The organism is Bifidobacterium sp. LH_389, assembly GCF_056357235.1.
In genome coordinates, this window is sequence record NZ_JBKEVR010000003.1 from 121,568 (window position 1) to 148,490 (window position 26,923).

At 65.5% G+C, this 26,923-nt stretch carries 16 protein-coding genes; 10 read left to right on the forward strand and 6 right to left on the reverse strand.

Annotation, left to right across the window (positions count from 1 at the left end; genetic code table 11):
- Positions 1–73: 73 nt before the first annotated feature.
- Positions 74–1,060: a 23S rRNA (guanosine(2251)-2'-O)-methyltransferase RlmB gene (gene rlmB / locus AC1AZA_RS04675; protein ID WP_476513586.1), complete on the reverse strand. Its 987-nt coding sequence runs from the start codon at positions 1,058–1,060 to the stop codon at positions 74–76.
- A 232-nt stretch (positions 1,061–1,292) separates the two neighbouring features.
- Here rlmB and AC1AZA_RS04680 point away from each other — a divergent pair, with 232 nt between their 5' ends.
- Positions 1,293–4,217, forward strand: coding sequence for a cation-translocating P-type ATPase (locus AC1AZA_RS04680; protein WP_476513587.1), 2,925 nt, complete (start codon positions 1,293–1,295; stop codon positions 4,215–4,217).
- A 739-nt stretch (positions 4,218–4,956) separates the two neighbouring features.
- Here AC1AZA_RS04680 and dcd read toward each other — a convergent pair.
- Positions 4,957–5,538: a dCTP deaminase gene (dcd, locus tag AC1AZA_RS04685; protein WP_476513588.1), complete on the reverse strand. Its 582-nt coding sequence runs from the start codon at positions 5,536–5,538 to the stop codon at positions 4,957–4,959.
- Between the two features lie 870 nt (positions 5,539–6,408).
- On the opposite strand from dcd, the gene AC1AZA_RS04690 reads away from it, so the two are divergent.
- Complete coding sequence (locus AC1AZA_RS04690; protein WP_476513589.1) at positions 6,409–7,278, forward strand: sulfite exporter TauE/SafE family protein; 870 nt, start codon at positions 6,409–6,411, stop codon at positions 7,276–7,278.
- Positions 7,279–7,435: 157 nt separating this feature from the next.
- Positions 7,436–8,449, forward strand: coding sequence for a ribose-phosphate diphosphokinase (locus tag AC1AZA_RS04695; RefSeq protein WP_476513590.1), 1,014 nt, complete (start codon positions 7,436–7,438; stop codon positions 8,447–8,449).
- 118 nt (positions 8,450–8,567) lie between these two features.
- Here the strand turns inward: AC1AZA_RS04695 and AC1AZA_RS04700 are convergent, their stop codons facing one another.
- On the reverse strand, positions 8,568–9,902 hold the full coding sequence (locus AC1AZA_RS04700) for a hypothetical protein (RefSeq protein ID WP_476513591.1): 1,335 nt from the start codon (positions 9,900–9,902) through the stop codon (positions 8,568–8,570).
- A gap of 288 nt (positions 9,903–10,190) precedes the next feature.
- On the opposite strand from AC1AZA_RS04700, the gene AC1AZA_RS04705 reads away from it, so the two are divergent.
- On the forward strand, positions 10,191–10,952 hold the full coding sequence (locus AC1AZA_RS04705; protein ID WP_476513592.1) for an alpha/beta hydrolase: 762 nt from the start codon (positions 10,191–10,193) through the stop codon (positions 10,950–10,952).
- A 279-nt stretch (positions 10,953–11,231) separates the two neighbouring features.
- On the opposite strand, the gene AC1AZA_RS04710 is transcribed toward AC1AZA_RS04705, so the two are convergent.
- Both AC1AZA_RS04710 and AC1AZA_RS04715 read right to left on the reverse strand, forming a co-directional pair.
- Positions 11,232–13,316, reverse strand: coding sequence for a cation:proton antiporter (locus AC1AZA_RS04710; protein WP_476513593.1), 2,085 nt, complete (start codon positions 13,314–13,316; stop codon positions 11,232–11,234).
- 235 nt (positions 13,317–13,551) lie between these two features.
- Positions 13,552–13,779: a hypothetical protein gene (locus AC1AZA_RS04715; protein WP_476513594.1), complete on the reverse strand. Its 228-nt coding sequence runs from the start codon at positions 13,777–13,779 to the stop codon at positions 13,552–13,554.
- A gap of 158 nt (positions 13,780–13,937) precedes the next feature.
- Here AC1AZA_RS04715 and AC1AZA_RS04720 point away from each other — a divergent pair, with 158 nt between their 5' ends.
- Complete coding sequence (locus AC1AZA_RS04720; protein ID WP_476513595.1) at positions 13,938–14,693, forward strand: rhomboid family intramembrane serine protease; 756 nt, start codon at positions 13,938–13,940, stop codon at positions 14,691–14,693.
- 515 nt (positions 14,694–15,208) lie between these two features.
- On the opposite strand, the gene crgA is transcribed toward AC1AZA_RS04720, so the two are convergent.
- Complete coding sequence (gene crgA, locus AC1AZA_RS04725) at positions 15,209–15,676, reverse strand: cell division protein CrgA (protein ID WP_476513596.1); 468 nt, start codon at positions 15,674–15,676, stop codon at positions 15,209–15,211.
- Positions 15,677–15,753: 77 nt separating this feature from the next.
- Between crgA and AC1AZA_RS04730 the strand changes: the two genes are divergently transcribed.
- The 5 genes from AC1AZA_RS04730 (at position 15,754) to AC1AZA_RS04750 (ending at position 26,001) form a co-directional block, all read left to right on the forward strand.
- Positions 15,754–16,593, forward strand: a complete 840-nt coding sequence (locus AC1AZA_RS04730; protein ID WP_476513597.1) for a DUF881 domain-containing protein — start codon at positions 15,754–15,756, stop codon at positions 16,591–16,593.
- Positions 16,594–16,631: 38 nt separating this feature from the next.
- Positions 16,632–17,699 (forward strand): class E sortase, encoded by a 1,068-nt coding sequence (locus AC1AZA_RS04735; protein ID WP_476513598.1) that lies wholly within the window; start codon positions 16,632–16,634, stop codon positions 17,697–17,699.
- An 80-nt stretch (positions 17,700–17,779) separates the two neighbouring features.
- Positions 17,780–18,424 carry an anthranilate synthase component II gene (locus AC1AZA_RS04740; protein WP_476513599.1) on the forward strand — a complete coding sequence of 215 codons (645 nt, stop codon included), beginning with the start codon at positions 17,780–17,782 and terminating at the stop codon, positions 18,422–18,424.
- Between the two features lie 5 nt (positions 18,425–18,429).
- A complete protein-coding gene (locus tag AC1AZA_RS04745; RefSeq protein ID WP_476513600.1) occupies positions 18,430–19,470 on the forward strand; it encodes a LacI family DNA-binding transcriptional regulator in 1,041 nt (346 codons plus the stop codon).
- A gap of 258 nt (positions 19,471–19,728) precedes the next feature.
- Positions 19,729–26,001 (forward strand): 3-keto-alpha-glucoside-1,2-lyase-like domain-containing protein, encoded by a 6,273-nt coding sequence (locus AC1AZA_RS04750; RefSeq protein ID WP_476513601.1) that lies wholly within the window; start codon positions 19,729–19,731, stop codon positions 25,999–26,001.
- Positions 26,002–26,923 lie beyond the last annotated feature (922 nt).

Sequence of the window (26,923 nt, forward strand, 5' to 3'; positions counted from 1 at the left end):
CGGATATGGCCAGTTGTGTAATGGATCTGTTCAGAACAGCCTGAGCAAACCCATTACACAAAGAAGTCAAGGTCTACTGCTCGGCCGCCTTGCGACGGGCGTTGGCCACGGCATACAGGCTGATGCCGGCCGCCACGGACGCGTTGAGCGATTCGACCACCGAACTGATCGGAATGCCGGCGATCGCATCACACTGGTCACGCACCAGACGGCTCAGGCCCTTGCCCTCCGAGCCGAGTACCACCACGAGCGGGTCGGTCTCGAAGCCGGTTTCGCCCACCAGCGCGCTGCCGCCGCCGTCCAGACCGACCGAATAGTAGCCGCGCTCGTGCAGCGACTGCAACGCCTTGGTGAGGTTCACCACGCGCGCGACGGGCAGATGGGCCGCGGCGCCCGCGGACACCTTCCACGCCGCGGCCGTCACCGAAGCGGACCGGCGTTCCGGCAGAATCACGCCGTTTGCGCCGAATGCCGCCGCGGAACGGATCACCGCGCCGAGGTTCTGCGGGTCGGTCACACCGTCCAGCGCAATGAACAGGGGACGCGCCTGCATGCGGGCCAGACCGCCCACGCCCTCCATGGCCTTGGCCTTGCGGTCCGCCTGATCCACAAGCTGGTTGAGCGGCGTGTACTCGTACTGCCGCACCTTGAGGATCACGCCCTGATGGTTGCCGGACCTCGCGATGCGATCCATCTCAAGGCGATCGGCCTCCAGAATGTGCAGACCGGAGGCGCCGGCCAGCTTGACGATCTCGCGCGTGCGGTCGTCATGCTCGATGCGCGCGGCGAGGTACAGCTGCAGGCTCGGCACGCCTACGCGCAGCGCCTCCAGCACCGAGTTGCGGCCGTAGACCAGCTCGTCGGAATCCGAAATGAACTTCGAGGCCCTGCGGCGCGCGGCCAGACGCGGATCCGCGGCCTTGCGGCGTTCCGCGACCTTCTTCGCCTTGAACGCCTTGTGATAGACGCGGTCCTCCGCCTTGGGCGTGGGACCGTGCCCCCTGAGCTTGTTGCGATGCTTGCCACCCGACCCTTTGGTCGGTCCTTTCTTCAATGCCATGCCGTCCATTGTCCCAGCACCCCGGGAATTCGCGCGGCGCGAGCGGCCGGCGATCACGGCAAACCCGACAGGGTGCGGCCCCGTCGTTCACCGGTGGGTAAACCATGTATGCCATAATGGGTGTCAACGCGGCGCACATGCGTCGCGGACCACAACCGCGCAACGCGAGCGGCAACGAGACCGCACGACGTTGAATACTCCGCGGCATACCGAGGAGCAATGAGCACCGATCATGGCCCAGGCCTTGAACGATCAATCCACCCTTGCCGACCCGTCGCTGACCGACGCGGCGGCCGTTGCCCGTGCGCTCAACATGGACCCGAACGTGGGTCTGAGCGCTGCGGAAGCCAAGCGGCGACTGGAGGAATTCGGCCCCAATCAGCTGGCCGGCGCGCCGCCCGTACCCAAATGGAAGAAGTTCCTGCAGCAGTTCCAGGACCCGCTCGTCTACCTGCTGCTCGTGGCGACCGGCATCTCGCTGGTCGCATGGTTCATCGAGCGATCGCACGGCGAAGGCGGCGAGGCGCTGCCGTTCGACGCGATCGTGATCGTCCTCATCCTGATCCTCAACGCCGTGCTCGGCTACATTCAGGAAGCCAAGGCCGAGCAGGCCGTCGACGCGCTGAGCAAGATGGCCGCACCCCAGACCAGCGTGCTGCGCGACGGGAAGATCGTGCGCATCAATACCGCGGACGTGGTGCCCGGCGACGTGCTCGTGCTCGCCGAGGGAGACAGCGTCTCCGCGGACGGCCGTCTGTTCGCCGCCGCATCGCTGCGCATCGCGGAGGCCAGCCTGACGGGCGAATCCGTGCCCGTGGGCAAGAAGCCGGACACGCTGGCGGCCGCGAAGGCGCTCGGCGACCGCGCCAACATGATCTTCAACGGCACGTCCGTCACGCAGGGCACCGGCCGCGCGATCGTGACCGGCACCGGCATGAACACGCAGGTCGGCAAGATCGCGGACATGCTCGCCAAGACCGAGGACGACGACAGCCCCCTGCAGAAGGAAATGGACCGCGTGGCCAAGATCCTCGGCATCGCGGTGTGCATCATCGCCGTGCTGGTGCTCGTGGCCCTCGCCGTGATGAGCGGCTTCCACTCGCTGCAGGACGTGATCGACTCGCTGCTGCTGGCCGTCTCGCTCGCTGTGGCCGCCGTGCCGGAAGGTCTGGCCGCCATTCTCACCGTGGTGCTCGCGCTCGGCGTGCAGCGCATGGCCAAGCACCATGCGATCGTCAAGAAGCTGCATTCCGTGGAAACGCTGGGCTCCGCGTCCGTCATCTGCTCGGACAAGACCGGCACGCTCACCCGCAACGAGATGACCGTGGAACGCATCGTCACCCCGTCCGGCGAGGTGCAGGTGACCGGCACCGGCTACGCGCCCAAGGGCCAGATGGTGGACCTGAACGGCAACGATCTGCCCGCCGACTCCCCGCTGCGCATCGAAGCCGTGACCACCGTGGCTGCCGGCGCGCTGGCGAACGATGGCGACCTACGCGAGGAGAACGGCAAGTGGGAGATCGTGGGAGACCCCACCGAGGTGGCGCTCGTGGTGGCCGCGCGCAAGATCAAGGCACTCAAGGACTACGGCCGGTTCAGCCGCGTGGCCGAGGTGCCGTTCACCTCGGAACGCAAGCGCATGTCCGTCATCGCCAAGGACGGCACCGACGGCGACCGGCTCACCGTGTTCGCCAAGGGCGCTCCGGACGTGCTGCTCGGCTACTGCACGCGCATCGCCGTGGGCGGTCAGATCCGCCCGCTCACCGAGGGCGACCGGCAGACCATCCTCGCCACCGTGGAACGTCTCTCCGGCGAGGCGTACCGCACTCTCGGCGAGGCGTACCGTCCGCTCGAAACCGACTCGCTGGCCGCCGTGCCCGGCATTCGCGTGAACGCCGCCGGACAGGTGACGGACATTGCCGAACAGTCCGACGTGGTGGAATCCGACCTCATCTGGGCCGGCATGGTGGGCATCATCGACCCGCCGCGCACCGAAGTCCGCGATTCCGTGGCCGAAGCGCACCGGGCCGGCATCCGCACGGTCATGATCACCGGCGACCACCCGCTGACCGCCGCGCGCATCGCCTCCGATCTGGGCATCATCGACAAGGGCGGCAGGGCGCTGACCGGCGACCAGCTCGACGAGCTCGCCGCGCAGGGCGACGCCGCGTTCGACAAGGCCACCGGCGAGGTGTCCGTCTACGCCCGTGTGGCCCCGGAGCACAAGCTGAAGATCGTCGAATCCCTGCAGCGTCAGGGCAACATCGTGGCCATGACCGGCGACGGCGTGAACGACGCCCCGGCCGTCAAGACCGCGGACATCGGCGTGGCCATGGGCATCACCGGCACCGAGGTGACCAAGGAATCCGCCAAGATGATTCTGGCGGACGACAACTTCAGCACCATCGTGGCCGCCGTGCGCGAGGGTCGCGGCATCTTCGACAACATCCGCAAGTTCCTGCGCTACCTGCTGAGCTCCAACGTGGGCGAGGTGCTCACCGTGTTCGGCGGCGTGATGCTCGCCGGCTTCCTGGGCATCAGCCAGCCCGGCGTGGAAGGCGTGACCGTGCCGTTGCTTGCCACGCAGCTGCTGTGGATCAACCTGCTCACCGACGCCGCTCCCGCGCTCGCCATGGGCGTGGACCCACAGACCGAGGACGTGATGAACCGCAGGCCGCGCAAGCTCACCGACCGTGTGATCGACGCGGACATGTGGGGAGACATCATCTTCGTGGGCCTCATCATGGCGGCCGTCACGCTCATCGGCATGGACATGCATTTGGCCGGCGGCCTGTTCACCGACCGCTCCGTGGACGCGCTCGGCCACGACGCGCAGATGGTGGAGGCCCGTACCATGGGCTTCACGATCCTTGTGTTCGCCCAGCTGTTCAACGCGCTGGCCTCCCGCTCCTCCAAGCAGAGCGCCTTCGTGGGCTTGTTCGCCAACAAGTACCTGTGGGGTGCGATCGGCATCTCCATCGCCCTGCAGCTGCTGGTGATCTACGTGCCGTTCCTCAACGCCGCGTTTGGCACCACGCCGCTCGGACTCACGGCTTGGCTGGAATGCATCGGCTTGGCGGCGTTCGTGCTCATTGCCACCGAGCTGCGCAAGCTCGTGCTGCGTGCGGTGGATAAGCGCCGCGGTATTGCGGGCTGAGCCGACTGGCTCTCGGGTTGGCTCTCGGGTTGGCTCGAGGGAATCGGCTTGGGGTTAATCCGTGGTGATTTCCCCGGCTGATTTCCCCCGGGGCTGGCCCGGCAGTTTCGCATTGCAGTGTACGGCCGCCCGATGCCGTGGAGCTCCGAATTACGGGCTGTGCGGGCCGAAATCCGCAATTCGCAGCACTTCCGGGTCGTTTTTCGCCCGATTTGCGACCCGATAGTGCTGCGAATCGGCAATTTCGGCCCGCACAGCCCGTAATGTGATGCGACTGGGGTGCGTGTCTGGGTTGCTGGGCTGCGCTGCCCAATCCGTACATGAGCAAATCCATGCGCGGGCTGAACGGTGCGGTTCGAGGCAAATCTTGTAACAGATTTACAAAGATGGTCGCGAACCGGTCCGTCCGAGACCTGTTTTGTAACAGATTTACAAAATGGGGCGCGAAGGCATCCGGGAGGGTTAACGGAGGGAAGGGCGTGGCACTGCGCGTCGGAAAAATCCGGATAGTTGGTGAGGTGCGCGGGCGAGCGGCACGCATGGACGTGAGGGTCGCCACGCGGACGGGTGACGACGGATGGCCCAGCACAAGCGACGCGCAGGCGCGTCTCGCAGGCTGGTTCGACGGCACGGTGCGGCAGTCTGAATGGCGGACTGGCCTGACTCTGACCGGCTTGACCAGTCCAGACGGAACCGCGAGCGTTGGCGGCGGAGGAGGAGGCCCCGCCAGTCAACGCGGTCAGTCGTCCACGTCCGCCTTGTAGAAGTTGATGTAGGAGCGGCTCGGGGTGGGGCCGCGCTGGCCCTGATAGTGCGAGCCCGTGCCTTTGGAACCGTACGGATGCTCGGCGGGCGAGCTCAGCTGGAAGAAGCACATCTGGCCGATCTTCATGCCCGGCCACAGCTTCACCGGCAGCGTGGAAACGTTGCTGAGCTCCAGCGTGATGTGCCCCTCGAAGCCCGGGTCGATGAATCCGGCGGTGGAGTGCGTGAGGATGCCGAGCCTGCCCAGCGAGCTCTTGCCTTCCAGACGTGCGGCGATGGTGGCGTCGAGCTTCACGTACTCCCACGTGGAGCCGAGCGCGAATTCGCCCGGATGCAGGATCCATGGCTCGTCCGGCTTCACTTCGAACTGCTCGGTCAGCGCACCCTGATTCTCGGCCGGATCCACGTACGTGTAGGCGTGATTGTTGAACAGGCGGAAGAACCGGTCGAGCCGCACGTCGATCGACGCGGGCTGCACCATTTCCGGTGTCCACGGGTCAAGCGAGATGTGCCCCTCGTCGTGGGCGGCCAGAATGTCATGGTCGGACAGCAGCATGGTTCTCCTTCGCGGTGACGATTGCGCTTTTCAGTGTACCCCGCGCCCGCAGGTCCGCTCAATTCCCGGCCGTGTGCGGTTGCCGGTCCTTCGCCTGAATTGTCAGACTTCTTTCAGGAAACATGACTGCTGCGCTCAGGTAGGCCTGCCATACTGTTCCATGTCAGCGGAATGCAGCAATCCACTGATCAGGGGTCGCAGCCCCCGACAATAGAATCTTCCTTCTTCTCTCCTTTCTCTGCCCGGCAGGTCACCCACCTGCCGGGTTCTCTCTTTTTGGGCCGCGAGCGGGACCGCCGGGGCGGCACGGTCCAAGGCCGGGCGTCGGGAGAATCGGCACTGTCACGAGCGAGACCGTAGGGATGGCAAGTTCGGGGCTATAGGAACTTTTGCGGTGCCTTAGGCTCCTTTTCTTACGGTTTGTGTGCTGGCTATGCCGGGCATGGCACTGCTGCGGGCGTCCTCACCGTCCCGGCACTTCCTCGGCCCGGATCGACCCGTCGGTCCGTATGCCATGCGCCCGTCCGATTCGGCAATTTTCTTCCATTCGGTCCAACCTGTGCGCCCCGCAATGCAGGTTGGACCGATCATGCGAAAAAACGGGCCTCCGGAGGGCGATTTTTCGCATGATCGGTCCAAGCTGCGAATCAGGGGGCACAGGTTGGACCGATCATGCGATATTCCCGATATTCCCGATATGCCGATATTCCCGATATTCCGCGCGCGTGCAGGGTCGGGCGGCGACTAGACTGAGGCTGGCGATCGAGCGTGCATGATCGAGCGCGTAAGAGAGCAAGCGTGCAAGATCAGAGCGCGTGCGGGCAAACACGCGATCACACACGCAACGCGAGTTGGCGAGGTGACCAGATTATGGCGGAGGCGAAAGCGGAAGTGACGGGCGCAAAGAATGCGAAGAGCGCGGCGGCAACGAGCGCGATTGACGAGGAGAACAAGCTGGACGAATCGCCGCGCGGCATTGCGGTGCTGGTTGCGGTGGGTGTGCTCGTGGGCATCCTGTCCGGCCTGTTCGGCATCGGCGGAGGCACCATCATCGTGCCCGCGCTGGTCTGGCTCGGGCTCACCCAACGGCATGCGGCGGCCACGTCCATGCTCGCCATCATCCCCACGTCCATCTCCGGCGTGGTCTCCTACGCGTTCAACGGCAACGTCGACTGGCTGGCCGCGCTGCTGCTGTTCTGCGGCATGTTCTTCGGCGGGCAGATCGGCAGCTGGCTGCTGTCCAAGCTACCGGAACTCGTGCTGCGCTGGGCGTTCGTGGCCTTTCTGGTGTTCGTGATCGTCAACCAGCTCATCTTCACGCCCTCACGCGTCTCCACCATCGACATGACCGTCGTCACCGGCATCTGCCTGGTGCTGCTCGGCGTGGTGATCGGCGTGCTGGCCGGGCTGCTGGGCATCGGCGGCGGCGCGCTCGCGGTGCCGTCGCTATCCATCCTGTTCGGCGCATCCGACCTGATCTCCCGCGGCACCTCACTGCTCGCCATGTTCCCGAACTCCATCACCACCACCGTGGCCAACGTGCGGCGCAAGATGGTGCATTTCAAGGCCGGGCTGATCATTGGCATCGTGGCGGCGTGCATCACGCCGTTCGGCACGTGGATCGCCGGGGCGGTCTCTCCGGTGGCGGGTCAGTACCTGTTCGCCGCCTATCTGGCGTTCCTGCTCATCCGCTCGCTGTACGTGGCCATGCAGGCGACCAAGAAGCGTAGGGCCGCCTGATCGGCCGCCTCTGACCCGCCGGCACGCCTCCCACCATGTGGGACGGTGAACCGGCATCGAACGGGTTCGCGGCAACTTCGTGAATGCGGCCGTACGCCGACCGGACCTACGGCTATAGTGAATAGGCGGTAACGAGACACATCGAAGCGGAGGTCGTATGTCTGCAGTCCTGGAAGGCGTGCCCGAGAAGCGTTTGGCGGTGGTGACGGGCCGGGCCTATCCCGAGCTCGCTCAGGAGGTCGCCCGTTGCCTGGGCGTGGAACTGTTCCCCACCACGGCGTACGACTTCGCGAACGGTGAGATGTACGTGCGCTTCGCCCAGCCGGTGCGCGGCGAGGACGTGTTCGTGCTGCAGGCGCACACCGACCCGATCAACAAGTGGATCATGGAACAGCTCATCATGATCGACGCCCTCAAGCGTGCGTCGGCCCGTTCCATCACCGTTGTCGCCCCGTTCTTCGGCTATTCCCGTCAGGACAAGAAGCATCAGGGCCGCGAGCCCATCACCGCCCGGCTTATGTTCGACTTGTTCCGTACGGCCGGCGCGGACCGCATCATGACCGTCGACCTCCACGCGGCCCAGGAGCAGGGCTTCTTCGACGGTCCCGTGGACCATCTGACCGCCATGCCCGTGCTGCTCGACTACGTGCGCGGCAGCATGCCCTTGGAGAACACCACCGTCGTTTCCCCGGACGCCGGCCGCATCAAGGTGTCCGAGCAGTGGGCCGCGCGTCTGGGTAACCTGCCGCTCGCATTCATCCACAAGAGCCGCGACATCACGCGCCCGAACCATGCGGAGGCCCACGGCATCATCGGCGATGTGCTGGACCGCGACTGCGTGGTGGTGGACGACATGATCGACACGGCCGGCACCATCTGCGAGGCCGTCCGCACGCTGCGCAATGCGGGAGCCAAGTCCGTGACGCTGGTGGCCACGCACGGCCTGCTGTCCGGCCCGGCCGTGGAGCGCCTGTCCCAGTGCGGGGCGCGCGAGATCGTGCTCATGGACACCGTTCCGGTGCCCGAATCGAAGCGTTTGCCGAACATGACCGTGCTGTCCGTGGCCCCGCTGCTGGCCGCCGGCATCCGCTCGGTGTTCGAGTCCCGGTCCGTCACCCACCTGCTGGAGGGGCTGCCGGCAGACATGCGCCCGCGCAACATCTACGCCTGATCGGTTCGCCTGATCGGCGGTACGAATCGCATCATTGCACGATCGGCCCAACCTGCAACAACGGAGACGCAGGTTGGGCCGATCGCGTTATGCGCGCGCAGCGGCGGCAGAGCCGGAGTCAGCGCTCGGCGTGCGTGTGCGTGCGCTTGGCGGCGGCGCGGCGCTTGAACAGGTAGCCGACGCCCGCCAGCGCAAGGGCCAGCGCGCAGATGCCGGAGATTGCCACGCCGGTGGTGGCCAGTGCCTGCTGCGAATGCTCGTCCGTGTCGCCGGACGTGCCGGCCAGACGGGCTGCGAGCGAATCGTCGCCGGATGCGGAATTCGTTGAGTCGGAGCCGGACCCGGACGCCGAGCCGTTGCCCGCGGCGGAATCGTCGGCACCGGAGGCGGTGGCGGGGGAGGCCGTGTCGGAAGCCGTTCCGGAGGCCGTGCTGCCCGCCGGCGTGACCGTGGTTCCGGCGTTCTTCGCCGCGTCGGCCAGAGCCTGCGTGAAGTCGGTGTGCCACTGCTGGCGTGCGGCGATGTAATCGTCGTGCGACTGCTTGATGGCGTCGTGGTCGGTCCTGAGGTCTGCGAGCAGGGCGTTGATGTGCTGCTTGGCGTCGGTCGCATCCGAGTGCACGAGCTCGTGCACGGTGTGCAGCGTGGCGAGCGCGTCGTCCACGGCGCCGGTCAGCGTGTCATGCGCCTCCTGAAGGTCGGAGACGAACTGGTCGTGGTTCTTGCCGGCCTGATCGAGGTCCTTGCCCAGCTGTTCGAACACGTTGTCGATGTCCTGCTTGAGCGCATCGTGAATCTGCTGGATGGCCGCGTGCAGCTGGTCGCTGTGTTCGCCGGCGTCGTTGAGGTCCTTGACGAGCTGGTCCACGGCCTTGTCGATGTTGGCCTGCAGACGGTCGTGCTCCTTCTGCAACGCGTCCTTCATGGCGTCGTGATTGTTCTGCGCGTGCTCCCAGTCGTCCTGCAGGTTCTTGAACGCGTCGTCGATGTCCTTGGTGACCGTGTCGTGGAACTGCTGGAGAATCTTGAGCACCTGTTGCGTGTGCGCAATGCCGTTCTGCACGTCCTCATGGATGTTCTGCGCGGCCTGATGCTTGGCCGAGTTCGCCGTCTCGATGGTCTGCTTGACGTCGTCGCGCGCGTTCTGGAGATCCTGCCACACCTGCTCGTGATGCTGACGGATGGCGTCGGCGTCCTCGTGAATGTTGTTGTGGACCTCGTCCAGACGGTCCTTCTGGGTCTGGAGATCCTGCTTGATCTGCTCGTTCGTGTCCTGAATGTGCTGCAACGCGTCGGTCAGCGCCTTGTCCTCGATCTGCGTCTCATTGGTCGCATCGTCCGCGGCCATGGCCCCCATGGGAAACGCGCCCAGCGTGAGCAGCGTGGCACCGGCGGCGATCGCCGCGATCAGACGGCGGCTGCGTGGCGCGTGCGTCATTGAGTTCTTGGTCATATTCCATCCTCACGAATCCTGATTATCCCAGCCGTTATTTTAGGCATTTCGGGCGGGGAAGGGGAACGACAATGGTTGCGCGCGATGTCCATTTAGGGTGCCGTATGGGCGACGGAGAACGGCGAAGTGTTGATGGTGGGGCGGATGCGGGGAGCCGGGTGCAGGGAGCCGGGCGGAGACCGCGGCGGGCTGTGCCGGGCTGTGCCGGGCGGAGGTGTGACGAAGGTCATAGTTCCCTGTGCGGACGGCGGAGTGCGCGCCGCCCGTCGTTGAATATAGTGGATTGGTATGAGTGAGGAGAACAACGAAGTTGAGGGTCTGATCGGCCGTGAGTCTGCAGCGGTGCCGGGGCGGTTCGGCGAGCCGTTCTCCATAGCGGACGAGCACGTGCTCATGTCTCGCGGGGATGCCTCCGCTGCGCCCAATCGTCCGCTGATCCTGAGCCTGCACGGCTGGGGCGCCAACGAGGAGGACGCCGAGGATCTGGTGCAGATGATCGCTCCCTTCAACGACTACGTTGCCCCGCGCGGACCGTACACGCTTGAGGAGCCTCGCGGCACGTACATTCCCGGCGCCTACGCGTGGTTCCATGATGCCGTCGTAAGCGGGGACGACATGGACTACGACGTGTACGCGGCTGCGAAGGCCGTGGACGACTGGGTGGCCTCCCACGTGCCGGCCGAGCGGGACGTGGTGCCGATCGGCTTCTCCCAGGGCGGTACGATCGCCGTGCACCTGCTGCGCCTCAACCCGGAGCGATACCGGGCGGCGGTTTCGTTCTCCGGCTACTTGGCCCCCGGCCGCGTACCCGGCACTGCGCCAGCGGACGACCGGCTCACCGATCTGGATCGGCCCGTGTACTACTGCTACGGCAAGAACGAGTCCGTGGTGCCCAAGTACGAGCTGTATGCGTGCGCGGCGTGGCTCGAGGAGCATACGTGGCTCAACACCAAGAGCTACCGCGGGCTCGATCACGCGGTGAGCCTGGACGAGTTCAACGACGTGCGCGAGTGGCTCATCACCAATGCCATCGCCTCCGGGGTGATGTAGCCGGGGCCGGCGGTGCCGTTGACGATGCGGGCTGGGTTGATATGAAAACGTACAGATGGGCCGGCCAGATGGCGTAAATTGTACGTCCGCATACGGAAACGTACACGTGGCCGTGCCAGATGGCGTGAATTGTACGGTCGCGTACGAAAACGTACACTACAGCCCGGAATCCGCATTGACCTGCTGAGCCGTGAAGCGGGAAGCCCGGTGGGCTTTCCGTAGGCGAGGGGAGCGGCCACTACGGCCGCGACGGATGCAGGTGGATACGGATGAGAGGGCCTACAGCCCGGAATCCGCATCCACTTGCATCACGTACACGTTGCGTCTGAGGTTCCTTGCCTCGGCGCGGGAGATCTCGCCTTCGTCGGCCATGTCCTGAATGATGCGCAGCTCGATGGCGTAGCTTTCCTTCTTGATCTCCTCGGCCTGATTCTGCGCGCGGGCGCTGTAGCCCACGTTCGGCCGGGCCTGCAATGCGGCCTTGGCTCGCTGGTAGTCGAGGATCATGGCGCTCACGTTCTCCGTCTTGAAGCGGCCGGAGCCGAGTTCGCCGTACAGCTTGTTGATGGTGTAGTCGATCGCGGCCACCTGCAGGCGACGGGTGTGGGCGAACAGTTCGTCGTCGCTGATGAGCGGCGCGGTGCTGCGCAGACGGTTCTCCACGCGTTTGGCAAGACTGTGCGCACGGCGGGTGGCTGAGCTGAACCGGCGGTGGACGTGCCGCCATGCCACGTGCGCACGGCTTTCGTGCTCATCGATGCTGCCCAGATGCTCCAGCGCCTGCGAGATGCGTTCGAGCAGCTGGTCGCACGCCTCCTCGGCAATCTCCTCGCCGCCGTCCGGAGCCGGCTCGTGGGCGCGGATGCGCTTGCGCTGCATGTCAATGTAATCGTGTTCCCATTTGAGCGCCTGCGCCTGCAATCGGTCGATGTCCTGCGAATCCGGCCCGCCGAGCCGCTGCTGGAGGCGGGTGATGCGCTGCGTGTAGGAGGTAACCACCATGTTGACTGCTCGACGGTTCTCCGGCGTGGTCTTCTCGCCGAGCTCCTCGATGGTGCGGCGCAGCACTTCGATGGTGATCTTGTTGTGCTCGGCCGAATAGTCCTTGTGCCGGTTCGGGGCGAGCAGCGGCAGGCCGAAGTTGGCGAGCAGCAGCGTGAGGATGATCACGCCGGATGCGATGAAGATGAGGTCGCTGCGCATGGGGAATTCGTCCCCGTACTCGATCCAGTAGGGGATGGTGAACATCAGCGACAGGGTGATGGTGCCCTTGGGACCGCCCAGGGTCATGACGGCCGCACTGCGCAGGCGCTCGCGGGTGATGGGACGGCGCTTGCCGGTTTCGGTGTCCTTGGCAAGGCACAGCATGCCCACCACCCATGCGAAGCGCATGCCCACCACCACGAGGGAGACGAGCAGGATGAGCCCGATGAGCGTCCAGTTGCTGATGGTCGGATCCTGCCAGGAGGTGTACATGGCCCGGGGCAGCTGCATGCCGAGCAGAATGAACACGGTGCCGTTGAGGCTGAAGGCGATGACCGACCACACGCTGGTGGATACGATGTTCGCGCGCGCCACGTTGGGCCCCACGCCGGTACGGTCGAAGCGGCTGATGAGCCCGCACGCCACCACGCACAGAATGCCGGAGACGTGGACCATCTCCGCGCTCATGTATAGCAGGAACGGCAGGAACATCTCCATGAGGATGCGCGTGGTGGTGTTCTCCCAGCCAAGGCGCCGCATGGATTCGAACAGCCAGTTGGTGACGATGCCGATGAGGATGCCGAGCACGCTGCCGCCGATGAACGAGACGACGAAGTCGCCCAGCGCCTCGCCAAGCTTGAACGTGCCGGTGGTGGCCGCAGCGATGGCGAACTGGAAGCCCACGATGCCGGTGGCGTCGTTGAACAGCGATTCGCCCTTGAGCACGGCGGTCTGGCGCATGCTCAGCGAGGCTTCGCGGCCCAGGGAGCTGACGGCTACGGCGTCGGTGGGGCCGAGCGCCGCGCCTAGTGCCAGGGCGGCCGCCAGCGGGATGACGGGCCATGCGGCCTGCAGCGCGAAGCCGACCGCAGCCATGGTGGCCGCCGCGAGCCCGATGGCCAGGGACAGCGAGAGTTTCATGTGCTTGAGCAGGGCCGATTTGTCGATGCTGTGCGCCTCCTCGTAGAGCAATGGGGCGATGAACAGCACCATGAAGAGTTCCGGGTCGAGCGCGACGTTCGGGAAGAACGGCAGGTAGGCGGCCGCGAGGCCCAGCGCGATCTGCACGAGCGGCGTGGAGACGCGGGGAATGAAGCGGCTGACGAACGAGGAGACGATGACGGCCGCCAGAATGCATAGAATCAGTTCAAAGACTTGCACTGTGCTCTCTCCCCGTTTGTCAATCGTTGTACTTCAGTTGACCCCTCTCATTGTATGGGCGCATGTCACGACGATGTAAGCGCATGCCGCCAGTTGCGCGACCTGCGGAAATCCGGCGGTCGCAAATCCCGGCGTACGAAGTGGCATGCGAAAGCCCCGAGGCGCACACGCGTCTGCGGGGCTTTTCGGCCATCGGAATCGAATGCCGATTGCGGGGTGGAAGGGCCGGGCGGAATCAGGCCTCTTCGCCGGCGGGCTTGTCCGCGGCGTCGGCATCCTCATCCTTGTCGTCGTCCTTGGCCAAGCCGAGGTCGACCGGCGAGGAGCTGTTCTCCCACGGCTCCTCCCACGGATCGTAGTCCGGGTTCTGCTGCTTGTAGATGTACAGGGCTCCGATGGCGGCCAGCAGGGCGCCGAAGAGCAATGCAAAGAACTTCCAACCGTTCGAGGACTTGTTCTCCATGACGGCTCCTTTCTCACATGTTCACATGTCCCGATGGCCTGTCCGTTCAAGCCAACGCTAAGCACCATCATAGGAGGTGGTTTGTGGCGGTTGCGTGTCGGATGCGGGGCGTGCCGTACAACGTGTCCCGGCGGTGTCGTTTCGGCTACAGTGATCGTATGAGTTTCCAACCGTTCAGCCGTCGTACTCTCGCCTACGAATGGCGTTCCGGCGGCCCCGTCGTCACCAAGGCGATCATCGCGCTGTGCACTGCGGTGTGGGCCGTGGAGATCGTGCTGCACTTCCTTGCGCCGAACGCCCTGAACGCCATGCTGTCCGTGGGGATGTTCAGCCCGCTGACCTCCGTGGGCCGCCCGTGGACGTTCCTCACCTCGATGTTCCTGCACGAGCCGGGCGTGTTGCACATTTTGTTCAACATGCTCACCCTGTGGATGGTCGGCCCGCTGCTGGAACGGCTGCTGGGGCACTGGCCGTTCCTGGCGCTGTACCTCATCTCCGGCGTGGGCGGAGGCATGGGGCTGATGGTCGTGGCCGCGCTGACGCCGTCCGGCTCGGGGTGGCTGACCGCGTCGTACGGGGCATCCGGTGCGCTGTTCGGGCTGTTCGCGGCGATGCTGGCGGCATACCGGCGTGCGGGGGCGGACATCCGCTCGATGCTGGTGTGGATGGCGATCTGCTTCGCCATGCCGGTTGTGATGCCGAACATCGCCTGGCAGGCGCATGCGGGCGGATTCGTGACCGGCGGCGTGCTGGCGCTGCTGCTCATGTACGGCCCGAAGGCGTTGAGGAGCCGGTCGATCGGGGTGCGCATGGCGATCTACGGGGCGGCGGTCTTCGTGGCGGTGGCGGCGATCGTGCTGGCGTGCGATCTGCGCAATCCGCTGGCGGCGCTTTCGCTGGGCGGATGGGTCTGACGGGCGGACGCGGGCGGTTTGGCAGGCGGGCCGATACAGGCCAAACTACACGCGTGTGATTATCCACAGAATGTGGGAAAGTCTGTGGATAACTGGGGGATAAGGCGTGGATATGGGCGGTAAAACGGTGGGAAACTGGGGTAAATGCGGTGGATAACTTGTGGATTTCTGGCGGCCTGACAGCGTGGCGCACCATGTTGTGCACAGTTATCCACATGGGGACAATGCGCATATCTAGGGCGATCTACGTTGTCCGCCGCCCAAATCTAGTGATTTCTGCGTTTTCGGCGTCTTCCGTGACATTGGCGGCCCGCGGATTCATGACGGCGTGCACGATTCGCCGGTGACAGCGTGGGTACAGCGTGGGCACGGCGTGGGCACATTGTCACCGGCGAATCGCGAACGTCTCTGACTTTCCGCAACCGGCGCCGTCGGCTCCGGATATGACAACGCCCGCCGCGGGCATGGTGCCGTGCGACGGGCGAAGCGATCGGTCCGGATGGCCGGATGGCGACTCAGCGCCACCACATGGTCATGAGGAAGCCGACCATGAGGATCGCGAACGCGATGGCCAGATTCCAGGCGCCGATGCCGGGAATCGGGTAGTTGGTGGTCAGGTAGTAGGTCACGGCCCAGATCAGACCGATGATCATGAGCGTGCAGAACAGCGGCACGAACCAGCCCGGGTTCGCCTTGGTGCCCTTGATGGACTCCTCCACGCGCTTGGTGTTCTCCGCCTGACGCTGCATCATGCGCTGCATCTGCGGGTTCAGGGTCTTCTTGTCCGCCGTGGCGTTGAGGATCGCCTCGACCTTGTCCATGGAGACGCCGTACTCGTCATCCTTCGCGGCGTTGCCCTTGGATTCCGTCACGGCATCGCTCTGCGCGGACGTCGCATTTTCGCCCTTGGCTTCATCGGAAGCGTCCTTTTGCCAGTCTTTCTGCGCCTCCGCGTCAGTTGCGCGCAGTTCTTGCTCTGCCATGTGCTTGTCTCCTTCAGTAGGCTAGTAGTCATAGTAGTGGTTAGACTCGAACAGGCGGAACACGGCAATACGGGGGCATGATGGCACGCAGGAAGACCGGGCGGCACGGCGTGAGGCATTCGTGGCTCACGTCCGTGGCCGTGGTGCTCATCCTCGCCATGACCGGCTACCTGCTCGTGGTTAACGTCCGCGCCAATCGCACCACCTACGACACTTCCGATACGGCGGGCCTCGTGGAGGAGCAGACGAACCGCATGCAGCAGCTCAGCGCCGAGGTCAACGACCTGAGCAGCCAGATCGATACGTTGCAGGGCCTCATCTCCACGGACGATTCCACGCCGTCCGGGTCCACGTCCTCCTCGTCCTCCTCCTCGCTCGACGACGCCGGTGCAGGTGCCATGCTCAAGGCCGTCACGGGCCCCGGCATCACCGTCACCCTCGACGACTCGCCCTTGAGGGAGCAGGCGGCGAACGATCCGAAGAACGTGGACGCCTACGTGATCCATCAGCAGGACATCGAAGCCGTGGTGAACGCCCTGTGGAACGGGGGCGCGGAAGCCATGATGATCATGGATCAGCGCGTATTGGCCAGCACCGCCGTGCGCTGTGTGGGCAACACCCTGCTACTCGAGGACAAGAAATACGCGCCGCCGTACACCGTCTCTGCGATCGGCCCCTCTGCAGCCATGCTCAAGGCGCTCGACGACTCCGAGGCTATTCGCATCTACAAGGACTACGTGCGCGTCTACGGTCTGGGCTGGAAGGTGCAGACCGTCAAGCAACTTGATTTCCCCAAAACCTCTTCGCAGTTGCAGCAGCTCAAGTATGCGACGGTCCCGCCGTCCGCTACGCCGGGCCCGGCCGCAACCGCGGAATCCAACGACGCCGGCAACGGCGAGACGGGAGCGAATCGGTAATGGCACGGCATGGCGTTCTGCCCACCCGCAAACGGAGCGTGGGCTTTTCCATCCTGGGTGTGGTGGGCGAGATCCTGCTCACGCTGGCAGCGGTCTGCGCGCTGTACATCGCGTGGCAGCTGTGGTGGACCGGCGTGGTGGCCGAACGCACGCAGATCCAGACGCGCGAGACGGTCTCCTGGTCCGATCCGGCGGCCGCGGGCAGCGAAACCAAGGTGGCGCAGCCCCAGCAGGGCGATCCGCCGCTGCAGCCCAACGTCGTGGTGCAGGGTGACCTCATGGCGCAGCTGTATATTCCGCGCTTCGGCTTGAACTGGCAGCGCAACATCGTGGAAGGCATCGGCGCCGAGGAACTCGCCAAGCACGGCCTCGGCCACTACCCCACCTCGCAGATGCCCGGACAGGTGGGCAACTTCGCCATCGCCGGCCATCGCGGCGGCTACGGCGAGCCGCTGGCATACGTGGACCAGCTGCAGGAGGGCGACCCGATCATCATCCGCACGCAGGACTACTGGTACGTCTACCGCTACACCAAGTACAAGATCACCGTGCCGGAGGACGTGAACGTGGTCTCGCCCGATCCGTTCAACGTGGGGGCCACGCCCACCCACCGCTACATCACGCTCACCACGTGCGAGCCGCGCTACAGCCCCACGCCGGCCACGCATCGGTGGATCAGCTGGGGCGAACTCGAATACTGGGCCAAGGTGTCCGACGGGGTGCCGAAGGAACTGGCCACCACCGACTCGTCCGGGCAGGTGAAGTTCGCCGTGCAGGAGACGCCGTCCGTGTTCGCCCGGGTCGGCTCGCTCACCGACGTGCTCGCGTGGGTCATGGTCGCCTACGTGGTGATCTATCTGGCCGCGCTGGTGGCCTGGCGCTACCCGGCGCTGCGCCGCATCCGTGACGGCGAACAGCCCCGCCCGGACGCCAGCCTGTACGGGTGGCTGCTGCGGCGTCAGCCCGGACCGGCCGTGATCCAGGTGGCGCTGGTGGCCATCCTCGCCTTTGCGGGGGCCGTGGCGCTATTCCAGTGGGTGTTCCCATGGCTGGCGACCAACGTGCCCATGTTCCAGCTCATGAGCGCGTACGTGTCCGTGGAGTAGAGGCTGCGTCCGTCCGTCGCCCGTCCGAGAAGCGGGCGGGACGGACAGGGCGCGTCCCCCAACGCGGCTAAGGTGGCCATATGACTGATTCCGCGCGCATCCTCGTCATCGACAACTACGATTCGTTCGTCTACACGATCGTCGGGTACCTGAAGACCCTCGGCGCCACCGTGGACGTGGTGCGCAACGACGCGATCGACCCCGGCCGGCCCGGCGTGATCGACGGTTACGACGGCGTGCTCATCAGCCCCGGGCCCGGCGCCCCGGCTGAATCCGGCGCGAGCGAGGACATGATCCGCCTGTGTGCCAAGACGGGCACGCCCATGTTCGGCGTGTGCCTGGGCATGCAGGCGCTCGCGGAGGTGTACGGCGCCACGGTGAGCCACGCGCCCACCATCATGCACGGCAAGACCAGCCCCGTGGAACACGTGGACGACGAGATCTTCGCCGGCGTGGCCAACCCGATGACCGCCACCCGCTACCATTCGCTCGCAGTGGAACCGGATTCCATTCCGGACACGCTCGAGCTGACCGCGTGGACGCAGGGCGACCACATAGTGCAGGGCCTGCGCGTGAAGGGCAAGCCCATGTACGCCGTGCAGTTCCACCCCGAATCCGTGATGACGCAGGACGGCTACCGTCTGCTGGCCAACTGGCTTGCCGTGTGCGGGCAGGCCAACGCGGTGGAGCGGTCCATCGGCCGCCAGCCCAACGTGGCGAAGTAGGCGGCGTGGCAGCACAGCGCAGAAGCGGCAGGGTCACGCTGCACGATGTGGCCCGCGAGGCCGGCGTTTCCATCGCCACCGTGTCGTATTACCTGAGCGGCCGGCCGTACGTGAAGGATTCCACGCGTGCGCGCGTGCAGGCTGCGATCGACAAGCTCGGCTACGTGGCCAATTCCAGCGCCCGCACGCTCAAGACCGGGCGCACCGGCATGCTGACCCTGACGGTGGCGAGTTTGGAGCAGCCGTACTACGCCGAGTTCGCCGAGCGGGTGATCGCCGCCGCCTACCGCAATGGCTACCGGGTGATGGTCGAGTCTGCGGGCTTTCATAGGGGCCGCTCGGGAGGCGCGGAGGCCGTGCGCAGCGGCATGTCCGACGGGCTGATCGTAACCCCGACGACGCTCAAGCGCTCGGACGTCACGCTGCTTGACGGCGATTACCCGCTGGTGATGGTGGGCACCCATCCGTTCGCCCCGGTCTGCCCCGCATTCTCGGCGGACAACGTGCGCGCCGCGTTCGATGCGACGATGCACTTGGTGCGTTCCGGATGCCGGCGCATCGCGTTCATCGGCGCGGAACCCCGCGTGCCCGATGCCGATCAGATGGTGGGTCAGCAGCGTTTGGAAGGGTATCGGTGGGCGTTGCGCGAGGCGGGCATCGCGTTCGATGACCGTCTGGTGCGCAGCGCATTCATATGGGACATGGACGACGGTGCCAATGCCGTGAGCGGTCTGGTCGGTGCGCGGTTGGGGTTCGACGGCATTGTGACTGGCAACGATGTGATGGCGTTCGGCGTGATCCGGCGGCTGAGCAATTACGGGCTTCGGGTGCCGCAGGACGTGCGCGTGATCGGCTTCGACAACGTGCAGCAGGACAGGGTCAACATTCCCTCGGTCGCGTCGGTGGACGTGGGCCTGCGCGAAGTCGCGGAGCAGGCCGTGGATTCGCTGGTCGGGCAGATTCAGGACGGGCGGAGGGCCGCTCCGGCATCGGTGACGGTGGCGCATCGGGTCGTGTGCCGCGAGTCCGCGCCGGCCGTGGAGTGACGGGGTGATCAAAACCGATCGTATGTGAGCGGATTTGCGTTTTTGTCTATAAACGTTTAAAATGTGAATTCGCTGGAGGGCCGACGAAGGTCTGATGGCAAAAAGACAGGAGAATATGGCGGAAATCCTGAGCGTCCCAAGGATTAAACGTTTTGAGAAATGAGGGCAGACTCTACGGGCGCAATGCCGACGAGGGCACGACGACGGTGACGTCGCCGGCAACGAAGACGCAGATTCCTACAAGAGAAGCAGGAAGATATGACACAAGCACAAGGGCAAACCGGCGGCGGCCGCAGGCTTCCCCAGAAGCTCACGATGGCGTTGGCGGCGGTGGCCATGTTCACCCCGTTCGTTACCGCGGGCACCGCGGCAGTGGCGGCGCCCACCGATCCGGTGAACGTCACGGTCAAGGGCTCTGACGTGGAAGCCGCTGCCAAGAACCGCAACGGCCTGACCTACAAGGGATTCGGTGCACTGAGCGGCAACGCGACCAGCTCGCTGCTCATGGACTACAAGGCCCAGCACCCGGACAAGTACTGGGAGCTCATCCAGCTCCTGTTCGGCGGCGAACACCCGATCATGAACGCCGTCAAGGTGGAGATGGGCAACGACCGCAATAACTCCACCGGTCCGAACGTCGCCACCATGCGTGACCGCAATGAGTACCCGGACGTCGCCCGCGAGCCCGGCTTCCAGCTGGCCGCCGACGCCAAGAAAGTCAACCCGAACGTCAACGTCAGCCTGCTGCGCTGGAGCTCCCCGGCCTGGGTGGGCGACAACGAAGCCGGCGACAAGACCAGCCAGGACAACATCTACAAGTGGTACAAGAACACCATCCTGGCCGTCTACCGCGAATACGGCTACATGGTGGACGTGGTCAACCCGGCCGTGAACGAGCGGTACAAGAACTACGACGAAATCGCCGACTGGGTCAAGGACTTCGCCGATCGCGTGCAGAAGGACGACGTCGGCTTCATCGACGCGGCCACCACCAAGGACCTGGACGGCAACCCCGTTCCGGCGTGGAAGGACGACGCCGAAAAGCAGGCCTTCCACAGGATCCGCATCATTCTGGGCGACGAGGCCTACCTGTGGAACAGCCAGCAGTGGCTGTACTCCGACCCGCAGCTCATGAAGGACGTGGACATCGTCGGCTATCACTACAGCACCGGCGACGACAACCGCAACACGTTCAAGCGGCTCGCCGACGAGGCGGACAAGGAAGTATGGAACTCCGAGGCGCAGTCCACGTTCTCCGCCTCCGCCGACCGCCCGAACAACACCATGAACTCCGACTCCGGAGAGCCCACCGCCGGCGACGGCACGGACTTCGGCGGCATCTACAGCGCCCTGGAGATGGCCAACTGGATCAGCACCGGCTTCAACCACTCCCGCCGTACGCTGAGCATCTGGCAGCCCGCCATCGGTTCCTTCTACGAAGGGTTCCAGTACTCCTCCAAGGAGGTCGTGAACGCACGCGACCCGTGGAGCGGCTGGATCTACTACGACGGCGGCGTGGCCGTGCTGCAGCACTTCACCGAGTTCGCCAAGACCGGCTGGGAGACCGATCCGACCAACCCGAGCGCCAACGGCATCTGGCGCGGCATCCCGCAGGCCTCCGGCAGCGACCTGACCGACGGCAACCCGCCGGGCAAGGGCACCGGCGCCAACGCGTCCCGCGGCGGAGCCAATTCGTACACCACGCTGGCGGCCCCGGACAAGAAGGACTTCTCCACCGTCGTCGTCAACGACAGCAAGTACACCAAGACCTACAACATCAAGGCCGAGGATCTCGACCTGGGTCAGGACCGGACCATGGAGCTGTGGGAGACCCGCTCCGCGGACAAGGGACAGGGCGAATCCTACGCGGCCAACTACCTCAAGCTGCGCGAGGAGCTCCAGCCCAACGCGGACGGCACCTACACGGTGACCGTCAAGCCGTGGTCCATCCTCACCGCCACCACGCTCGACTCCGGCAAGGTGGGCGACTCGCTGAGCAAGGCCAAGGCCTCGCCCGAGTACACCGCCGAGAACGGCGGGCGCGACGTGCTCGACACCGACGCCACCGGCGCCAAGCAGGGCGTGACCGACGACGAGTACCTCTACGCCGACGACTTCGAGTACAAGGGCTACGGCAACGTGCTCGCCCTTGACCCGAAGAGCGGCAAACTGGTCGACTCCGGCGAGGGCTACCTCGAGTCCCGCGGCGGCGACACGGGCGCGACCCCGCGCTACACCACCGACACCAACGGCGCGTTCGAGGTCGTCAAGCAGTCCGACGGCGCTCACGTGGTGCGCCAGCAGGTGGGGCCGACCCAGAAGGGCGGCGCATGGGTTGACAGCGATCCGCGCACCACCATCGGCGACAACCGCTGGATGAACTACACCGCCTCCGTCAAGGTCCGCTTCGAGCAGGACGCCGCCGGCCAGTACGCCAGCATCGGCGTGCGCCAGCAGGGCGGCAACGCGCAAGGCACCGATCTGTCCTCCGGAGAGGTCAAGGTCCGTCCGGACGGCACCTGGTCGTTCCAGCGCCTGAACTGGGTGATCGCCCAAGGCAGCCTGAACGACATTCCGGGCGTCAACTGGAAGGCCGGCGCAGGCCAGTGGAACACCATCGCGGTCAAGGCCGCCGGCAACGTGTACACCGTGCTCGTCAACGGCGTGGAGGTCTACTCCTACACCGACACGTCCGCGCAGGCCGCAGGCCGCATCCAGCTCGGCTCCAGCTACAACTACGTGCAGTTCGACGACCTGTCCGTCACCACCGTGCCCGGCTACACCCCGTACGCGACGGCGCTGATCGACGACATGCACCAGACCAGCTGGGACAACGTGGACACCCCGGTCCTCAAGTTCAACGACAAGTGGAACCACTTCAACGCCCAAGGCATGTTCGTCTACCTGCGCACCATCTCCAACAGCACCGGTCAAGGCGCTGCCGTGGAGTACGAGTTCACCGGCACCGGTCTTGACCTCAACGGCAACAACCCCGGCGGCAAGGCCAAGCTCAACGTGTTCGTGGATGGCCAGCAGGTGGCCGCGAACGCCCCCACGCTGTGGACCAGCGACCTCAACCCGACCTCGTTCACCCTGCGCGGCCTGAAGAACGGCAAGCACGTCGTGCGCATCGAAACCGCCACGGCCGACCAGTTCAACATCGACACCGTGAGCGTGATCACCGCCAACGCGGACTCCTCCAAGGTAGACGTGACGGCACTCAAGGCCGGCGTGGACGCTGCGAAGGACCTGCAGGAGGCCGACTACAAGCCGACAGGCTGGGCTGCGTTCGCCGCGGTCCGCGCCGACGCCGAAGCCGCGCTCGCCGACGCGAAGACCTACGGTCTGGATGCGGAGGGCGCCGTCGCGCTGACCGCCCGTCTGGCCGCCGCGCAGAACGCGCTCGTCAACGTGCACGTGAGCGAGGACGTCAAGGATCTGGGCACCGTCACCCTCACGGGCGAAGGCGCCAAGCTGCCCGAGACGCTGAACTTCGACGGCAAGAACCACGCCGTCAAGTGGGACGATCCGGAAGCCGCCGCCAAGGTGGCAGCCGCCGATCCGAAGGCGTTCGGCACGATCACGCTGACCGGCCTGACCCAGGACAAGATCGGCGAGTTCTACCAGCGCTTCACCGTGAACGTGCTCGTGGTACCGACCGATCTGGTCTACTTCGTGGACTCCGGCGCCGCCGATTCCACCGCCGGCTCCGCGTACGCGAACGTGAAGAGTCAGTTCGCCGACCTGCTCAACGATCAGGCCGACCAGACCTGGAACGGCACGGACGAGGGCAAGACCTGGGGCTACTCCAGCGACGCGAACATCGTGGCCGCCGGCAACGCCGGCGACTGGGGATCCTCCTACGTTGGCGCGAACTACAACCAACCCGTCACCTACCACCTCACCCTGCCCAAGGGCAGCTACGAGATCGTGACTGTGCAGGCTCCTCGCAACGGTCAGCAGACCAACCTGTACTCCGCGGTCACGGCCGCCGACGGCAGCGAGCTGAGCGCGCGCCAGAACGTGACGTCCAACGGCGAGGCCACGGCCGTCACTCACACCGTCACGGTGAAGGACCAGACCGTGGCGAACGTCGAGTTCGGCACCAACGGCACCGCCGGCTACAACGCCCGTCTCGCCATGGTGTACGTGCGCAAGGTCCCCCAGACCCTCGGCCTGCAGGGTGCCGTGAGCACCACGGGGGCGCTGCCCACCACCGTCAGCATTGACGGCAAGGACGTGCCGGTCACCTGGGGTGAGGCTCCTGCCGAGCGCAAGGCCTACCAGACGATCCACCTGACCGGTGACGCCGCGGGCACCGCCGTGACCGCCGACTACGAGGTGATTCCGGAAGGCCTGACCTACTACATCGACTCCGGCACCAACGGCGCCGACTCCCCGCAGTACCTTGCGGTGAAGAGCGCCGTGACGCTGAAGAACGACAAGTCCGACCAGGCTTCCGACTCCGCCGACCAGTGGGGCTACGTGGCCGAAGGCACGAACGTGTACGAAGCCGGCCTGCAGTCCCTGGGCGACAAGTACGCCACGGGCCTGTGGCAGGCGACCACCAAGCAGATCTACCGTCTGCCGCTCGAGGCCGGCACCTACACGCTCACCGCCGGATTTAAGGAATTCTGGCCGAGCGTGGCCTCCCGCACCATGAACCACTCCGTGAACGCCAACGGCAAGGAGCTCGCCAAGGGCAACGTACCGCTGACCGCAGCCGCCTCGCCGGTGGACGCCTCGCTCACCTTCACCCTGAACGAGCCCGCCACCGTCGAGTACGTGCTGACCAACGAGGGCGCCGGCACCGAAAAGCCGGTGATCTCGTGGGTGGCAGTGGCGAAGAAGGCCGACAAGACCACGCTCAATGCCGTGGTCGCCGCGGCGAAGGCCGTGAAGACTGACGGGTACACCGCCGAGTCGGTCAAGGCGTTCAACGACGCTTTGGCTGCCGCCGAGGCCGTGCTGGCCGATCAGAACGCCACGCAGGACGCGGTGAACGCGGCCGTGGCGGCGCTGTTCGACGCCTGGGGTGCGCTGGATCCGGCTCCGGAACCCGAGCCGACTCCGGTTGACAAGACCGTGCTCGAGGCCGTGGTCGCGGCCGCCGACAAGCTGGTTAAGTCTGATTACACGGCCGATTCGTGGAAGTCGTTTGCTGCGGCTCTTGCGGATGCCAAGGACGTGTTGGCCAACGCGAATGCCACTCAGGACGCGGTGAACGCCGCCGCCAAGGCGCTGTCTGCCGCCCAGGGTGCGCTGGTCAAGGTTCCGGCTCCGGAACCTGAGCCGACTCCGGTTGACAAGACCGCTCTCGAGTCCGTGGTTGCCGCGGCGAAGGCCGTGAAGACCGACGGGTACACCGCCGAGTCGGTCAAGGCGTTCAACGACGCTCTTGCCGCCGCCGAGGACGTGTTGGCCGATCAGAACGCCACGCAGCAGCAGGTTTCCGAAGCGCTGACCACGCTGGTCTCCGCATGGACCGGCCTCAAGGCCGAATCCGTCACGCCGGAGCCCAAGCCGGAACCGGAAGTCGACCACGCCGCGCTCAAGGCAGCCATCGCCGCCGCCGACAAGCTGGCCGAAGCCGATTACACCGCCGATTCGTGGAAGCCGTTCGCTGAGGCGCTCGCCGAAGCCAAGAAGGTCGACGCCGATGCCAAGGCCGATCAGGCCACGGTGAACGCCGCCGCCGCGAAGCTCATCAAGGCGCAGGGCGCGCTCGTCGCCAACCTCAGGACCGAGGCGCTCGCCACGGTGATCGCCGGTGCGAAGACGCTCAAGCAGGCCGACTATACGCCGGAGACCTGGGCCGAGTTCGCAAAGGCGCTCAAGGCCGCTCAAGACGTGCTCGCCCGCGCCCAGAAGGGCGGTGCAACCGCGCCGACCCAGACGGAAGTGGACGCCGCCGTGACCGCACTGGCTTCCGCGCAGAACGCACTGAAGACGGTCCAGCCGTCTCCGGAGCCTCAGCCGGAACCGCAGCCGCAGCCGTCCGCCGTGGACAAGACTGCCCTCAAGGCCGCCGTTGACCAGGCCTCCAAGCTGGTTGAGAAGGACTACACCGCCGATTCGTGGAAGCCGTTCGCCGAGGCCCTCAAGGCCGCTCAGGACGTGCTCGCCAACGAGCAGGCCACGCAGCAGGACGTTGCCAATGCCACTGCCGCGCTGGTGCAGACCGCCGGCACGCTGGTCAAGGCCACCGTGCAGCCTGAGCCGCAGCCGCAGCCGCAGCCGCAGCCTCAGCCTCAGCAGCCGGGCCAGCCCGAGCCGTCCGAGCCGACTGAGCCGACTGAGCCGACTGAGCCGGGCCAGCCCGATCAGCCGAAGGGCGATCAGGGCAAGACCGACCAGACTGCGGACGACCAGTCCAAGCAGCCCGCGAAGAAGAACCAGTCCCCCCAGACCAAGCAGCCGTCCAAGCTGACCCAAACCGGTGTCTCCGTGCTGGGCATTGCCGCGATGGCCGCCGTACTGGTCGCTGCCGGCATCGCCATGACCGTGGCGCGCCGCGGCAGGAAGGAGTAGCCATAAGCCTCACGTAACTTCGTTACTTCTGTTTCCCCTTGGGCGGCGGTTCGGGCATGCAGCATGCTCGGGCCGCCGCCCGTTTTCCGGTGCAGTTCTGATGTTGCACCGTGGGATGCGGCCTGCGCCGGTGGGGTTGCGGCCGGTCTCGGCCGTCGGCTGCAGCGCTGTCGGCTGCGTTGTCGGAGGGAAGCAGTTTGCAATGCCGGTGACAGCGTGGGCACACTGCGGGCACAGCGTGGGCACAGCGTCGCCGGCCGGCTGAAGCGCTTCGGGTCGGGCGGCGGGAAGGAACAATGCAGAGCGAATGTTCCAGCGGATATGCTCACAACGGATTTGTTCAGTATGTGTGCCGCGGGGGCGTGCAGGTTGCGCGAATTCGCTGCGCTGGGTTCGCGGAGTGCGCTGTGGGCCATTGCGGGACTTGGATCGTTGCGGGGCGCGGCGCCTGCGAGACCTCTGTGAGGTGCCAAGAATCGGGATTTGCCCGGTGTGGCGGGATGAAGTGCGTGGACCGAGCAATTTCACTGCGCGGAGTTCCCGGTGCATTCGCTACGGGGCGCCATGGACTTGCCATGGACTTGCCACGGACTGCCCGGCATCAGAGTCGCTCAGTATGCGGAAGCGATACGGAAGTGATACGGAGCGGCGAGCTCTCTTCCGAGATCTGTCTCGTCCGATCGGTCCAACCTGTGCGCTCCGAATTGCAGGTTGGACCGATTGCGCGAAAAAACGGCCCGTTTGAGGGCTAAAAATCGCATGATCGGTCCAATCCGCGAAAACAGGGGCGCAGGTTGGACCGATTGTGCGAAATCTGGCGGCGATACGTGGCGGCGATATGTGGCAGGGAGAAGCGGGCGGAATGACGGCCCGTGTCCCAGCGAGTTTCGGCACTCTCCACACGGCCTGTTCAATCGTTCCA

What these genes read in the sequence shown, in the direction of transcription:
- rlmB (WP_476513586.1), bottom strand. Translation starts at nt 1,060, where the DNA reads ATGGCATTGAAGAAAGGACCGACCAAAGGGTCGGGTGGCAAGCATCGC.
- AC1AZA_RS04680 (WP_476513587.1), top strand. Translation starts at nt 1,293, where the DNA reads ATGGCCCAGGCCTTGAACGATCAATCCACCCTTGCCGACCCGTCGCTG.
- dcd (WP_476513588.1), bottom strand. Translation starts at nt 5,538, where the DNA reads ATGCTGCTGTCCGACCATGACATTCTGGCCGCCCACGACGAGGGGCAC.
- AC1AZA_RS04690 (WP_476513589.1), top strand. Translation starts at nt 6,409, where the DNA reads ATGGCGGAGGCGAAAGCGGAAGTGACGGGCGCAAAGAATGCGAAGAGC.
- AC1AZA_RS04695 (WP_476513590.1), top strand. Translation starts at nt 7,436, where the DNA reads ATGTCTGCAGTCCTGGAAGGCGTGCCCGAGAAGCGTTTGGCGGTGGTG.
- AC1AZA_RS04700 (WP_476513591.1), bottom strand. Translation starts at nt 9,902, where the DNA reads ATGACCAAGAACTCAATGACGCACGCGCCACGCAGCCGCCGTCTGATC.
- AC1AZA_RS04705 (WP_476513592.1), top strand. Translation starts at nt 10,191, where the DNA reads ATGAGTGAGGAGAACAACGAAGTTGAGGGTCTGATCGGCCGTGAGTCT.
- AC1AZA_RS04715 (WP_476513594.1), bottom strand. Translation starts at nt 13,779, where the DNA reads ATGGAGAACAAGTCCTCGAACGGTTGGAAGTTCTTTGCATTGCTCTTC.
- AC1AZA_RS04720 (WP_476513595.1), top strand. Translation starts at nt 13,938, where the DNA reads ATGAGTTTCCAACCGTTCAGCCGTCGTACTCTCGCCTACGAATGGCGT.
- crgA (WP_476513596.1), bottom strand. Translation starts at nt 15,676, where the DNA reads ATGGCAGAGCAAGAACTGCGCGCAACTGACGCGGAGGCGCAGAAAGAC.
- AC1AZA_RS04730 (WP_476513597.1), top strand. Translation starts at nt 15,754, where the DNA reads ATGATGGCACGCAGGAAGACCGGGCGGCACGGCGTGAGGCATTCGTGG.
- AC1AZA_RS04740 (WP_476513599.1), top strand. Translation starts at nt 17,780, where the DNA reads ATGACTGATTCCGCGCGCATCCTCGTCATCGACAACTACGATTCGTTC.
- AC1AZA_RS04750 (WP_476513601.1), top strand. Translation starts at nt 19,729, where the DNA reads ATGACACAAGCACAAGGGCAAACCGGCGGCGGCCGCAGGCTTCCCCAG.